At 69.6% G+C, this 14,068-nt stretch carries 11 protein-coding genes; 9 read left to right on the top strand and 2 right to left on the bottom strand.

From position 1 onward, the window contains the following. Positions 1 to 8: 8 nt before the first annotated feature. Positions 9 to 521, top strand: a complete 513-nt coding sequence (locus tag I8J32_RS12620; protein WP_200612719.1) for a chemotaxis protein CheW — start codon at positions 9 to 11, stop codon at positions 519 to 521. Positions 522 to 870: 349 nt separating this feature from the next. On the opposite strand, the gene I8J32_RS12615 is transcribed toward I8J32_RS12620, so the two are convergent. Then, a complete protein-coding gene (locus tag I8J32_RS12615; protein ID WP_200612716.1) occupies positions 871 to 1,179 on the bottom strand; it encodes an energy transducer TonB in 309 nt (102 codons plus the stop codon). Positions 1,180 to 1,329: 150 nt separating this feature from the next. After that, on the bottom strand, positions 1,330 to 1,653 hold the full coding sequence (locus tag I8J32_RS12610) for an energy transducer TonB (RefSeq protein ID WP_200612713.1): 324 nt from the start codon (positions 1,651 to 1,653) through the stop codon (positions 1,330 to 1,332). Between the two features lie 223 nt (positions 1,654 to 1,876). On the opposite strand from I8J32_RS12610, the gene I8J32_RS17880 reads away from it, so the two are divergent. The 8 genes from I8J32_RS17880 (at position 1,877) to I8J32_RS12570 (ending at position 13,951) form a co-directional block, all read left to right on the top strand. Further along, a complete protein-coding gene (locus I8J32_RS17880; RefSeq protein ID WP_284691286.1) occupies positions 1,877 to 4,546 on the top strand; it encodes a methyl-accepting chemotaxis protein in 2,670 nt (889 codons plus the stop codon). Between the two features lie 127 nt (positions 4,547 to 4,673). Beyond that, a complete protein-coding gene (locus I8J32_RS12600) occupies positions 4,674 to 6,914 on the top strand; it encodes a putative bifunctional diguanylate cyclase/phosphodiesterase (protein WP_200612711.1) in 2,241 nt (746 codons plus the stop codon). Position 6,915: 1 nt separating this feature from the next. Further along, the gene (locus I8J32_RS12595; RefSeq protein WP_207526601.1) at positions 6,916 to 7,830 is read left to right on the top strand and encodes a CheR family methyltransferase; all 915 of its coding nucleotides are present in this window, start codon (positions 6,916 to 6,918) and stop codon (positions 7,828 to 7,830) included. Between the two features lie 114 nt (positions 7,831 to 7,944). Continuing rightward, positions 7,945 to 8,541 (top strand): chemoreceptor glutamine deamidase CheD, encoded by a 597-nt coding sequence (gene cheD, locus I8J32_RS12590; protein WP_200612706.1) that lies wholly within the window; start codon positions 7,945 to 7,947, stop codon positions 8,539 to 8,541. Continuing rightward, positions 8,492 to 9,598, top strand: a complete 1,107-nt coding sequence (locus I8J32_RS12585; RefSeq protein ID WP_407060967.1) for a protein-glutamate methylesterase/protein-glutamine glutaminase — start codon at positions 8,492 to 8,494, stop codon at positions 9,596 to 9,598. The genes cheD and I8J32_RS12585 overlap by 50 nt, the downstream gene beginning before the upstream one ends. Positions 9,599 to 9,658: 60 nt before the next feature. Further along, positions 9,659 to 10,843: a methyl-accepting chemotaxis protein gene (locus I8J32_RS12580; RefSeq protein ID WP_200612702.1), complete on the top strand. Its 1,185-nt coding sequence runs from the start codon at positions 9,659 to 9,661 to the stop codon at positions 10,841 to 10,843. 96 nt (positions 10,844 to 10,939) lie between these two features. Beyond that, complete coding sequence (locus tag I8J32_RS12575) at positions 10,940 to 12,751, top strand: histidine kinase (protein WP_207526600.1); 1,812 nt, start codon at positions 10,940 to 10,942, stop codon at positions 12,749 to 12,751. 132 nt (positions 12,752 to 12,883) lie between these two features. Continuing rightward, a complete protein-coding gene (locus I8J32_RS12570; protein ID WP_245156329.1) occupies positions 12,884 to 13,951 on the top strand; it encodes an HDOD domain-containing protein in 1,068 nt (355 codons plus the stop codon). Positions 13,952 to 14,068: the final 117 nt, after the last annotated feature.

Here is a 14,068-nt window from a genome sequence, read left to right as displayed (position 1 = left end):
CCTGCCCCATGTCGCACGCCACCGCCACCGTCCGCCACAGCTACGCCGAGGCGCGCATCGAAGACCGCGGCCACGAGTTCCTCACCTTCGCCTTGGGCGAGGAGGAATATGGCGTGGACATCCTCAAGGTCAAGGAAATCCGCGGCTACGACGCGGTCACCCGTTTGCCGGATGCGCCCGATTACATCAAGGGTGTGATCAACCTGCGCGGCACCATCGTGCCGGTGATCGACATGCGCGTGAAACTTCGCCTTGAGCGCGCCGACTACACCGCGATGACGGTGATGATCGTCCTCAGTGTCGCCGACAGGGTGGTCGGCATGGTGGTCGACGCGGTCTCCGACGTCGTGCGCCTGACCGGCGAGCAGATCCGCGCCGTTCCCGAGATAGCCGCGACGATCGACCGCCAGTTCCTGACCGGCATCGGCACGATGGACGAGCGCATGCTCATCCTGCTCGACATCGAGCGACTGATGGTCAGTACCGAGATGGGCCTGGTGGCCGACGCACCGGCGCACTGACAGGTCAGCCCCTTCCCCCGCTCGCGGGGGTAAGCCGGGATGGGGACGAAGCTCGCGGGGATGCCGGGCAGCCCACGATCAGCGCCTTCCCCCGCTCGCGGGGGAAGGTTGGGATGGGGGCGGAGCTCGCGGGGATGCCGGGCACCCCACGATCAGCGCCCTCCACCGCTTGGCGGGGGAAGGTTCGAATAGGGCGAAGGTCGCGGCAATGCGCAGCAGTGAATGTCGCCTGGCCGTCGCCCGCGGGGCGGCGATCCGCCACTGCGTCACGGACAACGCTCCACAGCTTGCGCCGTCCGCCGCGGAAAAAACGGGGACGGCGCAGCTGGATTCCGCGGGTCGCGAACCTTCAGAGCGAGAAGTTCAGCCGCACTTTGCCGCGCCCGTCCGCGCCGGCAGCGAACTGCCACTGCTTCACCGCCTTGACGGCGGCGGCTTCAAAGGTACGGGCGGGCTTGGCGTCCACCACCGAGACCGAAGCGACCTTGCCCGTGGCATCGACGGTGAATTCGACTTCGACGAAACCCGTCTTGCCCGAACGGGCGGCATCGGGCGGATAAGTGGGTTCGACGCGCTTGATCGGCTTGAGGTCCGCCGCCAGGGCGGGCGTGGCCAGGGCCATCAGCATGGCGGCGGCAAGGATGACGGTAGTACGCACGGCGTTCTCGAGGGACGGGGACTACTCCCCCGGCATCGGCGCACGCGGCGGATTCTTGAGGGCCGTCGTCGCAATTGCTGAATTCGTCATGCCCGGAAAAGACGAAGCGCGCCATTGGCGCGCCTGTCCGGGACCGCGGGAGCGACGGCTTTACAGCGCGAAGTCCAGGCGGATCTTGCCGCGGCCATCGGCGCCGCTGGGGAACTGCCACTGCTTGACCGCCTTGACGGCGGACGCCTCGAAGGTACGCGAAGGCTTGGCATTGACCACCGACACGCTGGCGACCTTGCCAGCGGCGTCGACGGTGAACTCGACTTCGACGAAACCGGTCGTGCCGGCGCGGGCGGCATCGGCCGGGTACACCGGTTCGACGCGCTTGATGGGCTTGAGCTCGGCGTGCGCCGGCATGACGAAGGCCAGCGCCAGGGCCGCGGCGGCGGCGAGGCGGAATGAGGTACGCAGGGGATGGAACATGACCAACTCCGTGTGGATTGAGCCCGCAACATCGGCCGGTACTCCGCGAACTTGAGAAAGGTCGCGCTGCCCCGCCATGTCCGGCACAACACCGGTCGATGCCCGGCACAGCCAGAGCGTCCCGCATGCCCGGGCTCGCCGCCGCACTAAAGTTTCGTCCCGGCGCGCCGATGCCGGAAGTGTCGACCCGCAGCGGGTCCGTCACGTCATCGAGGCCGCCATCATGTCCGTTCGTTCCACCCCGTCCCTGCTGGATCGCCTGCTCGCGCCGTCGATCGCGCTCATGGCGCGACTGCGATTCGGACACAAGGCATTGCTGATCGGTGCCAGCTTCACGCTGACCTGCGCCGTGCTCACCGCGATGGTGGTCGTCCGCGGCAACGCGGAGGTGTCAACAGCGCAGCTCCAGCGCTCCGCCACCGGCGGCCTGGGTCATCTGCACCGCGCGATGCTCGCGATGCAGGAGCACGAGTCGCTCGTCGTGCGTACCGCCGCCAAGGACAAGGTCGCCGCCGACGCGCTCAGCCGCTCCGCGTCTGCCGCCCAGGCCGCGCTCGAGGCCACCGGCCGCTGGCACCGCGAAGTGCTCCCGGATGCGCCGATGCAGGCGCCGCTGGCGGCCGCCACCAGTGCCTGGGCCAAGGCTTCTGGCGAACACAAGGACGCCGCGGCCGCAGTCGCGGCGCACGAGGCGGCCATCGCGCAGGTCAACCAGTTGATGAGCCTGGTCTACAGCCATGCCCGCCTTGACCTGGCCACCGACCCGAGCGTGTTCTACATGGGACGCGCCGCCGCGGAGTGGGTGCCGATGCTCGGCGGGTCCGCCGCGCAGCAGGGCTTGGTCGGCGTGCGGGTGCTGGGCGAAGGCGCGATCTGGGTCGATGACCGCACCGGCCTGTCGGTTTCCAAGAACATGCAGCAGTTCGTTCGCAGCCGGCTGGAAGCCGAACTCAAACGCGCCGAAGAGGCACGTCCCTCACTGGCGCAGACCATGGGCCAGCCCCTGCGCAAGGCGCTCGACGCCGTCAACAAGCAGAACGAGCTGATCCAGAAGCACGTGCTGGACGCGGACACGCCCTCGCTGGCGGTGAACGTGATGTCGGCCCGCACGGAGGCCACGCGCCTGGCGCTGGCCGCGGCGCTGTCGGCCGCCAACCAGTCGCTGGGCCAGGCGACGTCGGCGGAGATCGGCCGCCTGCAGCGTCGCTCCTCGCTGACCGCGTTGGGCGTCAGCCTGGCCCTGCTGCTGTCGGCCTACCTGTTCCTGGGTTTCACCCGTGGCACGCGCTCGGCGCTGCATCGCATCGAGGAGAGCGCCGCCCAGCTCGGCCGCGGCCAGTTCCCCGACGCCATCCGGGTCGACACGCAGGACGAGCTGCGTGAGATCGCCCGTAGCCTGGAGCGCGCGACGACCACCCTGCGCGGCTTCGCCGCTGCGCAGAGCGAACTGTTCGACGCCCATCAGCGCGGCGAGATCGACGAGCGTCTGGACGTCGTCGCCTTCCCAGGTTCCTTCGGCGTCATGGCCGACGAGATCAACAACCTGGTGGCCTCGCACATCGCGGTCAAGATGCGCGTCATCGAAGTCGTGAGCGAGTACGCACGCGGCGACCTGTCCACCGACATCGAGCGCTACCCTGGCCAGAAGGCCCGCATCACCGAAGCCGTCGATGCGGTCAAGCACGGCATGGAGCAGGTCAACACCGAAGTCAAGACCCTGGTCGACGCGGCCGTCGCCGGCGACTTCACCCATCGCGGCGACGCCGATCGCTTCCAGTTCGTGTACCGCGAGATGATCCAGGGCCTCAACAGCGTGATGGCCAGCGCCGATCGCGGCCTGACCGATGTGGGTGCGCTGCTGGCCGCCGTGGCCGAGGGCGACCTCACCCGGGAAGCCGATGCCGACCTGCCGGGTCAGCTGGGCGCCCTGGCCAACAATGCCAACGGCACCGTGCGCCAGCTGGCGCAGGTCGTGGGCCAGATCCGACTGGGCAGCGATGCGATCAGCACCGCCGCCGGCGAGATCGCGTCGGGCAACAACGACCTGTCGCAGCGCACGGAGCAGCAGGCCGCCTCGCTGGAGGAAACCGCCAGCTCGATGGAGGAACTGACCTCCACCGTCCGCCAGAACGCCGACAACGCCCGCCAGGCCAACCAGCTGGCCATCGGCGCCGTCGACGTGGCCTCGCAGGGTGGCGAAGTGGTCGGCCGCGTCGTGCAGACCATGACCGCCATCCACGAATCCTCGCGCAAGGTGGTCGACATCATCGGCGTCATCGACGGCATCGCCTTCCAGACCAACATCCTGGCCCTCAATGCCGCGGTGGAAGCGGCGCGGGCCGGCGAACAGGGCCGCGGCTTCGCGGTGGTCGCGGCCGAAGTGCGCTCGCTGGCCCAGCGCTCGGCCGGCGCCGCCAAGGAAATCAAGCAGCTCATCACCGATTCGGTCGAGAAGGTCGAACAGGGCAACGTGCTGGTCGACCAGGCGGGCCGCACGATGGGCGAGATCGTCACCAGCGTGAAGCGGGTCACGGACATCATCGCCGACATCTCGGCCGCCTCGCAGGAGCAGACGGCGGGCATCGAGCAGATCAACCAGGCCATCAATCAGATGGACGAAGGCACGCAGCAGAACGCCGCCCTGGTCGAGGAGGCCTCCGCCGCCGCGCGCAGCCTGGAACAGCAGTCCGAGCAGCTGGTGCAGAACGTGGCCGTGTTCCGCCTGGACGATAGCCACGAGGCCGCCCGTCCGGCGGCGCGCGGTGCACAGGCCGGCAGCGTCGTCGAGATCCCTTCGGCATCGCGCAAGCCGGCCACGCGTGCCAAGCGCACGCTGCGCAGCGCACCACTGGTGGCCGCCAACGGAAGCGACCCGCACTGGCAGGAGTTCTGACCCCGGCGCCTGCGGCCTGACGCCGCGGGCGCCCGCACGACACCGGTCGCCTGCGCCGAGCGCGCAGGCGACCGCAGGATCGAACGCATCGCTTCGCGTGCATGCGATCGGAGTTCCCGCCCGCCGAATGGATGACTACGTGGCCCTGCAGCAACTCCCCTCGCCCGCCACCGATGCCCTCGACGATACCGTGGCCACGGGAAACGGCCGGCCGGGTTCGTCCGCGTCCGGCTCCCATGGCCCGAACGATCCGGCCTGTGAGTTCGCCGACCTGGTGAAGATGGCGGCCCAACTGCTCGACTGCCCGATCGCGCTGATCGCGGTGGCCGAGGCGGAACATTTCCGCACGGCCGCCGAGTTCGGCTATGGCAGGAGCTCCGTACCCCGTGAGCACGCCATCTGCCGGGCCATCAACGCCACCCATCCGTTGCTGTTCGTCGCTGACGCCCGCCAGGACGCCCGTTTCCGGGACGACCCCGTCGTCACCTGCCTGCATGGGGTGCGCTTCTACCTCGGCATCGCGCTGATGGGCGGCAACGGACGCGTGCTGGGGGTGCTGAGTGTCGCCGACCGCCACCCGCGCGACAGCGTCGATGCGGAACAACTGGCCATGCTCCAGCGCTTGGCCCGCGTGAGCGCACGACTGATCGAGCGCCGCGCGCTCGACCGCGACGAAGGCCTGGCGCGCCAGCGCGTCCACGCACTGTTCAATGCCGTGGTGGTATCGGACAGGACGGGAACCATCGTGTCCCTCAACAGCGCTGCCCGCCAGCTTTTCGGGGCTGCGCCACAGCCCGGCACGCCCCTGCAGGCACTGTTCCCCGCCGACCTGCAGGACGACCCCGACGGCACGACTGTCTGGCTGTGCGCGCCCGAAGGCGCTCGCACGGAACTGGACGACTCGCGGGAACTGCGCCTGCGAAGGCCGTCGGGACGCCTGCATACCGTCGAAGCGGTGCGCTGCGCCTGGGAGCATGGCGACCAGGATGCCCTGGCCCTGATCCTGCGCGACACCACGGACGACCGTCGCCTGGAGCAGGCCCGGGTCCCGCAACAGGATCCGCTGACCGGCACACCCAACCGCGCCACGCTGATGGCCATGCTCGATGGCCTGGTCGACGAGGGTGCTCCCTTCGTCATTGGCCTGCTGGGGCTGGACAGCTTCCGCAACATCAACGACGCACTCGGGCACGCCATCGGCGACGCGGTGCTGCAGATCGTCGCCTGCCGACTTCTCGCGCGGATGCCCGCGGCAGCCCAGCTGGCGCGGTTCGGCGGCGATGAGTTCGCGATGGTCTTCCCGCATTGCGCGCCCGATGAGATCGACAGCCAGATGCAGCTGCTGCTGCGCGATCTGGCCCGTCCCTGCCAGGTCGACCACCACCGCATCCACCTGGAAGCGAGCATCGGGTTGGCACGCATCGACGCCACGCCGAGCGGTGCGCATTGCACGAGCGGCGAGCGCATGGATGCCGGCGAAGTGCTCGCGCGTGCCGGCCTGGCCATGCGTCGCGCCAAGCGCACGGGCGGCAAGCAGTCCCGCTGGTTTGAACCGGCGATGCGCACCGAGGCCATCGATCGCCGAAAACTGGACCTCGAGCTGCGCCGTGCCTGCCTGCAGGGTGAGTTCGAACTGCACTACCAGCCCCAGATCGACCTGGCCAGCGGCCACCCGACCGGCGCCGAGGCGTTGCTGCGCTGGCGCCATCCGGAACGCGGCCTGCTCTTTCCGGTCGCCTTCATCGAAGCCTTGTCCCACAGCGTGGTGGCACAGGAAGTCGGCCGCTGGATCATGCAGCAGGCCTGTCGCGACGCCGCCGCCTGGCCGGTGATCGAGGGACGCCGCCTGGCCGTGGGCGTCAACCTGTTCCCCGTCCAGCTCGACGACACCCACCTGCTCGAAGAGGTCGATCGCGCCCTTTCGCTGTCTGGCCTGGATCCGGCGCTGCTGGAGCTTGAGCTCACCGAGACCATCGCGCTGCGCAACGACGGCGTCACCGAGCAGCTGCTGGCGCGGCTTCGCGCCCGCGGAATCCGCGTGTCCTTCGACGATTTCGGCACGGGCTATGCGTCGCTGTCCATGCTGCAGCGCCTGCCGGTGGACCGCGTCAAGATCGATCGGTCATTCGTGCAGAACGTGATCGGGAGTCGCGGCGACGAGGCCATCGTGCGCTCGATCGCCCTGATCGCGCGCAACTTCGACCTGACCGTGATCGCCGAAGGCGTGGAGACCGATTCGCAGGCCAGCCTGCTGCGCGAGATCGGGTGCGACCAGGTGCAGGGCTTCCTCTATTCGCGGGCTCTGAGCGCCGAAGACTTCAACCAGTGGCTCGACGGCCAGTCGTCGCGGCCGGCAGGGAGCGACTGAGATGCGCGAGGCACTCACCCGCCCCCACCCCGATGCCTACGCGGCCGGCGCCGATCGCCATCCCTCGCATGAGCGCGCGTTCGTCTTCGAGGACCGGGACTTCCGCCGCGTGTGCCGCATGATCCAGCAGCACGCCGGGATCCAGCTGAGCCCGCACAAGCGCGACATGGTCTACGGCCGTCTGGTCAGGCGGCTGCGCGCCTTGTCGCTGGACCGGTTCGACGAGTACCTGGATCTGGTCGAACGCGACCCGGACGCGGAGGTCCAGGCCTTCGTCAATGCGCTCACCACCAACCTCACGTCGTTCTTCCGCGAGGACTACCACTTCACGGCACTGCGCGAGCAGCTGCTGGCCGCACATGCCCGGCGTCCCGCCAGCGCAACGGCGCCGCTGCTGATCTGGTGCGCGGCGGCGTCCACGGGCGAAGAACCGTACTCACTGGCGATCACCGCGTGCGAAGCCTTCGACACGCCCACCCCACCGGTGCGCATCCTGGCCACCGACATCGATACCAAGGTGCTTCAGACCGCGGCTGCGGGCGTCTACGGCCTGGACCGGATCGCGGGACTGGATCCGCAGAGGCGTCGTCGCTTCTTCCAGCGCGGGACCGGCCCGAACGCCGGGCAGTGCCGCGTGCGGCCGGAGCTGCGCGCGCTCATCGAGTTCCGCGCGCTCAACCTGCTCGATGCCGACTACGGTCTGGCGCAACGCTGCACGGCCGTCTTCTGCCGCAACGTGATGATCTATTTCGACAAGGCCACGCAGTACCAGGTACTGCGCAGGATCGTGCCGAACCTCGCACCGGATGGCCGCCTGTATGCCGGTCACTCCGAGAGCTTCCACCATGCGCTGGACCTGGTCTCGCCTTGCGGGCGCACCGTCTACCGCGCCGCGCCGGCACGGGGTGGACGATGAGCCGCCCAGCCGCCCGCGGCCAGAGCGGGCCCAGCGGAGACCACCCGCACGTGGTCATTCCGGCACCCGCATCCATCGGCATCCGCCTGCATCCCATGAAGGAGCCCCGTCCCCATGCTCCAGGCTGAGGCCGCGGCGCCCACCAGCGGAACCTACTTCGACAGCGCGTTGCAGACCTACGCGATCCGCCTGCTGCCGGCGGACTACGTCGCCACGGACCTGCCGCTCGCCCTGGTCACGCTCCTGGGATCGTGTGTCGCGGCCTGCCTCTATGACCCTGGCGTGGCAGTGGGTGGCATGAACCACTTCATGCTGCCGGGTGGCGACGACGGCGACGCCACCAGCGCCCGCTACGGGGCGAACGCAATGGAACTGCTCATCAACGACCTGCTCAAGCGCGGCGCGAGGCGCAGCCGGCTGCAGGCCAAGGTTTTTGGCGGCGGCAATGTGCTGAGCGGATTCCACAGCGACCCGATCGGCACGCGCAACGCCCGCTTCGTGCTGGATTATCTCCACGCCGAGAACATCCCGGTGCGCGCCCAGGACCTGGGTGACATCCACGCACGCAAGGTCGGCTTCTTCCCCCAAACCGGACGCACGCTCGTCAAGCGCCTGCCCTCGACACGCGACGACGCGATCGTCGTGGCCGAGCGCCAGCTCTATGGCCGCCTGGCCCGTGCGCCGGCCACGGGATCCGTGGAACTGTTCTGACATGCCCGCGACTCCCGTTCGCGTCCTGGTGGTGGACGATTCGGCGCTGGTGCGCCGGCTGATGACCGAACTGCTGGGCGCCGACCCTGGTATCCAGGTCGTCGGCACCGCAGCCGACCCGTACATCGCGCGGGAACGCATCAAGCAGCTGGCACCCGACGTGCTGACGCTCGATGTCGAAATGCCCCGCATGGACGGCCTGACCTTCCTGCGCAACCTGATGCGGCTGCGCCCGATGCCGGTCGTCATGGTCTCCACCCTGACCCAGGCGGGCGCGCAGGTGACCCTCGATGCGCTCGAACTGGGCGCCGTCGACTTCGTCGCCAAGCCCAGCCTCGACATCGCCCGGGGCCTGACGGACTACGCCGGGGTGCTCACGACGAAGGTGCGCCAGGCGGCGCGGGCGCGGGTCACCCGCATCGGGATGCAGTCCACCTCACACGCCTACGACGGCCCGCCGGGATACCGCACGACCGACCGGCTGCTGGCGCTGGGCGCGTCGGCCGGTGGCACGGAGGCCATCCGCGACGTGCTCTCGCGCATGCCCGCGGACGGTCCGGCCATCGTCGTCGCGCAGCACATCCCGGCCGCCTTCAGCGGGCCGTTCGCCGAGCGCCTGAACCGGCACAGTCGTATGACGGTCGTCGAAGCCACGGACGGCCAGCCACTGCTCGCAGGCCACGCCTACGTCGCGCCCGGCGGCGCCCACCTGCGCGTGGTGCGCAGCGGGGCCCGCTGGTACACGGCCATTGGCGATGACGCGCCGGTGCGCGGGCATCGTCCCAGCGTGGACGTGCTGTTCGAATCGGTCGCCGCCCACGCCGGTGCGAACGCCAGCGCGGCGCTGCTCACCGGCATGGGCGATGACGGGGCGCGCGGCCTGCTGGCCCTGCGCAAGGCCGGTGCCGGCACGATCGCCCAGGATGAAGGCACGAGCGTCGTGTGGGGCATGCCCGGCGCCGCGGTCGCGCTGAATGCGGCCCACGAGGTGCTGCCATTGCCGGCGATCGCGCACAGGCTGCTCGGTGACGCCGCGCAACCGCCGACGCAGGGCTAAAGCACACCTGTCCGTGGCCGTTATCGACCCCAGACCCAGATCGCATCCCACGAGAGCCCCATGGATTCGCGCGTACTGATCCGCATCGCCGCACCGCTCGCACTCACCCTGACCCTGGTCTGTGCTGAGCTCTTCGCCCTGCCCGCTCCCGTCCGATGGGGTGCGCTGGTGGCGATGACGCTGGCGTGGTGCGGCTTCGCTTGGACCATGCTGCGGCCGATGGCCCGCCACGGGCAGATGATGGGCGAACAGGTGCGGCTGCTCGAAGAGCTGCGCACGTTCATCAATGCCGAAGTCCAGGGTTCGCGCACCGAGATCGACCGGACACGCGAGCTGATCCGCGAATCCGTCGGCAAGCTGGGGGGCAGCTTCGATGCGGTCAACCGCAGGTCGCGCCAGCAGGGCGAAGTGGTGGCTCGCATCGTCGACCGGCGCGGCGACAACGAGAATGGCGGCGGTGGCGCCGATGTCCACCGCTTCGCGCTCCAGGCCAGCCAGCAGATGGAACAACTGGTCGAAGCGCTGGAAGCCGTCGCCGGCCAGAGCGGCGCGACGGTCACCCACATCGATGCGATGGCCGAACACCTGGATGGCATCTTCGCGCTGCTCGAGGACGTGAAGTCGATCGCCGACCAGACCAACCTGCTGGCCCTCAATGCCGCAATCGAAGCCGCGCGGGCCGGTGAGGCCGGGCGTGGCTTCGCGGTCGTGGCCGACGAGGTGCGCAACCTGTCGGAGCGCTCCACGGCGTTCAACGAACAGATCCGCAAGCTGGCCCACAGTTCGAAGGATTCCATCTCCAGGGTTCGCGACACCGTGACCCAGATGGCCTCGCGGGACCTGGACCGCAGCCGCAACGCCCGCACCGAAGCGGCCGCCATGCTCGAGCGGGTGGACGGCATCAACCGCGGCCTGGGCAACGGCATGCGCGAGATCGCCGAATGCGGTCGCGCGATCGACCAGTCCGTCGCCGAGGCCGTGCGCTCGCTGCAGTTCGAGGACATCGCCACCCAGGCCCTGGGCGCCGCCAACGTGCACCTGGACCGCCTGGGCGCGATCAACCGCGAGGCCTCGGCCCTGCAGGAACTGCTGCACCGCACGCACGGCCATGCCGGCGAGGAACTGCGACAGGCATTGGGCCAGCTCGGCCTTCGCATCGCCCAGATGCGCGGCGACTGGGAACGTCCTCCCCACAAGCCGGTGATGCAGCAGTCGATGAATGCGGGCAGCGTCGAGTTGTTCTGACTTGCAGGTGCCGACACCGGACAGTCGCCATCAGGCGTGGTCCGGCCACCGGAAGATTACAGTTGACTCCACGCGGCCTTTGGGTAGCGTGTGGGGATGAGTGTGACGGGCGCAGGCGAAGGAAAAGGCCACACGTGGTCGCTGTTGCGCGATTTCGCCCGCCTGCTGCTGCTGGCCGTGGTGCTCCCCGTGGCGCTGCTCACCGGACTGAACCTGTGGCAGGGCGCGCGCGCGGCACGCGAGGAATACGGACACCGGCTGGACGCCGCCGCCGACCTGGCGGCGCGTGACGTCGACAACCTGCTGCAGACCTACCTGTCGGCCCTGCGCCTGCTGGCCGAGCGCCGCAGCGCCAGCGGCGCACTGCACGATACCGGCGGCTGGGCCGCGGACCTGGAACGCACGCATCGCAATTACCCCGACTTCAGCAGCCTGGCCGTCGTGGATGCCAGCGGGCGCCTTCTCCTGGTCGAACCGGCCACCCCCGGCGCCCGTGGCCGCTCGGTCGGCGACCGGTCTTATTTCCTCGAGCCAAGACGCACCGGCGAGGCCCATGTGTCCGATGCCTACCGCGGACGCATCCACGACGACGTACCCTCATTCGCCCTCTCGGCACCGCTGCGGGTCGACGGAAAGTTTGCCGGCGTCGTCGGCGGCGCCATCGCGCTCGATGCGTTCCGCGTGCTGCGCGACCAGTCCAGCCTGACGCGGGGCTTCGAAATGCTGCTGCTGGACCGCTCGCTCAACGTGGTCCACGCGACTGCCGGCGTGCCGCATGCACCGCTGGATTCCCTGAATGGATCGGCCGTCGACGCCCCGCTGCGCGCACTCATCAATGCGCCCCGCGGGGTGACCTACCTGCCCGGCGTCCTGCGCGAAGGGGGCGATGCCTACGGCACGCACGTGGGCCTGCGCAGCGGCTGGCACCTGCTGGTGATGGTTCCCGAGGACACGGTGATCGCCGAGGTCCGCCGGAACAACGTCATCATGCTCGCGCTGCTGGCGATGGTGCTGCTCGGCGTGCTGGGCGTGGCGGGCGCCCAGATGCGGCGACTGGGCGCGTACGTGCGCGAACTGCTCGAGCGGATGCAGCGCTTCGCCCTGGACGGCACCGATTCGGGACCCGACCCCACGCGCGAACTGCCCCAGGAACTGGCCCCGCTGGCCCAGGCGCTGAACCAGCTTTCGGCGCGTGCCCGCGAGGCCTATGGCGCCGTCACCACCAGCCTGGAAGACCAGCAGCGCCTTCACGGGGAACTGCAGGCCGCGACCCGCCAGCTCCTCACCGCGCAGGAAGACGAACGCAACGCGATCTCGCGCGAACTCCACGACGACATCGGGCAGCAGATCACGGCCATCAAGCTCGGCGCGACGGCGCTGCGCGAGGAGAGCGACCCGGCCCAGCGTGCGCAGATCCTCGACGAGATCGAGGTCACGGCCGACGAGACGGTCGCCAAGCTGCGCAACCTGTCGCTGCTGTTGCGGCCCCCGCAGCTGGATTCGATGGGCGTGGAGGCCTCGCTGCGCTGGCACGCGGAGCGCATCTTCCGCACCGGGCGCACGCGCCTGTCGCTGGAACTGTCGCCCCTGGAAGACCGTCCGGATCCGGCCGTCGAACTGGCGACGTTCCGGATCGCACAGGAAGCCCTGACCAATGTCCTGCGCCATTCGGACGCGGCCCACGTCGTGGTGGCATTGGCCTCGCACGACGAGGGCCGCGCGTTGCGGCTGACCGTCACCGATGACGGCGAGGGCCTGCTGCCCGGCCAGCCTCCCGGCCTGGGTTTGGTGACGATGCGTGAGCGCGCCCAGCAACTGGGAGGCCAGCTGCACGTCCACGGAGAGCGTGGCCACGGTACCGTGGTGGAGGCGATCCTGCCCATGCGGCCGCAGGTGTCCGGCGCCTGAGTTCGATCCGCCGCGAGCGGCCGTGCACGACGTGGAGCGTGAGCCAGTTGGCACTTTCGAAACGCGCCCCTCAAGGCCGCTTGGGTGCCGCCGCTATCGGTCCGGAGAGACTGTGCACAGGAGCGCCGGACAGTGCTGATTCTGGTGGTGAGTGAAGACGGTGAGGCCGCAGCCCGCGCAGGCCGGGAGCTGGCCGACCAGGGCCTGGACTGGGAAATCGCCTGGACCGACAAGCCCGAGACGGCCTTGATGGGCCAATGCGTGCCGGACGTGCTCGTCTGCGCCGATCGGATCGGCGCCAGCGGCGGCATCGGCTTGCTGGGGCTGCTGCGGCAGCGACACCCCGAAGCCATGCGCATCCTGCTGATGGAAAGCGGCCAGGACCACGAGGCCATGCACGCCCTGGAGGTCACCCAGCGCGTGTTGCCCGCGCCCCTCGACTCCATCGCGCTGATCGAAGCCGTCGAGAGCGCGTACGAACTCAGGGCGCTGCTCGATGACCCCGACCTCAAGCGCGCCATCGGCCGCGTCGGCTCGCTGCCCGCGGCGCCGAACCAGTATCTGGCGCTGACGCGCCTGCTGCGCGATCCCGATGTCAGCGCCGCGCGCGTGGCCGATGTCGTCTCGCAGGATCCCGCCGTCGCGGCGCAGGTGCTGCGCATGACCAACTCGGCGTACTACGCGACCGGCCGCGAAATCACCGATGTCCGCACCGCCGTCACGCGCTTGGGGAGCAATGTGCTGCGCCAGCTGGTGCTGGCGAGCGAAGTGTTCGCCGGCGGCACCAACCCGGCCAAGGCCAACGCGCTGCGCGACCGCGCGCTGCGCATCTCGCGCCTGGCCGGCCAGTTGCTGGCCGGACCCAGTGCCGAACTGGCCTCCACGGCCGGACTGCTGGCCCAGGTGGGCCTGCTGTTGCCGCTCGCCGCGACGGAAGACGGACGGGAGCCCACGCCGCACAACGTCGCCGGCGCCTATCTGCTGGGCCTGTGGGGCCTGCCCGCTCCGATCGTGGAGGCCGTGGCCTTCCACACGGACCCGGCGAAGATCCGCGGCTTCTGGGTGACCGGCGCCGTGCATGTAGCCACCACGCTGATCAACGGCACGCCGATCGACGAGGGTTACCTGCGCAAGGTGGGCCAGTTCGAGCAGCTGCCCCGCTGGCGCAGCCTCGCCAACAGCCTGGCCGAAGCGGCCTGATGATGGGAGGGGCCGCCTCAGGCGGGCTGCCTGGGCGGTCTGATCCGTAGGGCATGCCGTCAAGTCCGAGGACCGGTCTCCACCATCAGCGTGCGCTGATCCAGCAACCGCGGACAT

The sequence above is a fragment of the Lysobacter solisilvae genome, from assembly GCF_016613535.2.
In the GTDB taxonomy this organism is placed as follows: Bacteria; Pseudomonadota; Gammaproteobacteria; order Xanthomonadales; family Xanthomonadaceae; genus Agrilutibacter; species Agrilutibacter solisilvae.
This window is presented reverse-complemented; position numbering and strand designations above follow the sequence as displayed.

What these genes read in the sequence shown, in the direction of transcription:
- I8J32_RS12620 (WP_200612719.1), top strand. Translation starts at nt 9, where the DNA reads ATGTCGCACGCCACCGCCACCGTCCGCCACAGCTACGCCGAGGCGCGC.
- I8J32_RS12610 (WP_200612713.1), bottom strand. Translation starts at nt 1,653, where the DNA reads ATGTTCCATCCCCTGCGTACCTCATTCCGCCTCGCCGCCGCCGCGGCC.
- I8J32_RS17880 (WP_284691286.1), top strand. Translation starts at nt 1,877, where the DNA reads ATGTCCGTTCGTTCCACCCCGTCCCTGCTGGATCGCCTGCTCGCGCCG.
- I8J32_RS12600 (WP_200612711.1), top strand. Translation starts at nt 4,674, where the DNA reads ATGGATGACTACGTGGCCCTGCAGCAACTCCCCTCGCCCGCCACCGAT.
- I8J32_RS12595 (WP_207526601.1), top strand. Translation starts at nt 6,916, where the DNA reads ATGCGCGAGGCACTCACCCGCCCCCACCCCGATGCCTACGCGGCCGGC.
- cheD (WP_200612706.1), top strand. Translation starts at nt 7,945, where the DNA reads ATGCTCCAGGCTGAGGCCGCGGCGCCCACCAGCGGAACCTACTTCGAC.
- I8J32_RS12585 (WP_407060967.1), top strand. Translation starts at nt 8,492, where the DNA reads ATGGCCGCCTGGCCCGTGCGCCGGCCACGGGATCCGTGGAACTGTTCT.
- I8J32_RS12580 (WP_200612702.1), top strand. Translation starts at nt 9,659, where the DNA reads ATGGATTCGCGCGTACTGATCCGCATCGCCGCACCGCTCGCACTCACC.
- I8J32_RS12575 (WP_207526600.1), top strand. Translation starts at nt 10,940, where the DNA reads ATGAGTGTGACGGGCGCAGGCGAAGGAAAAGGCCACACGTGGTCGCTG.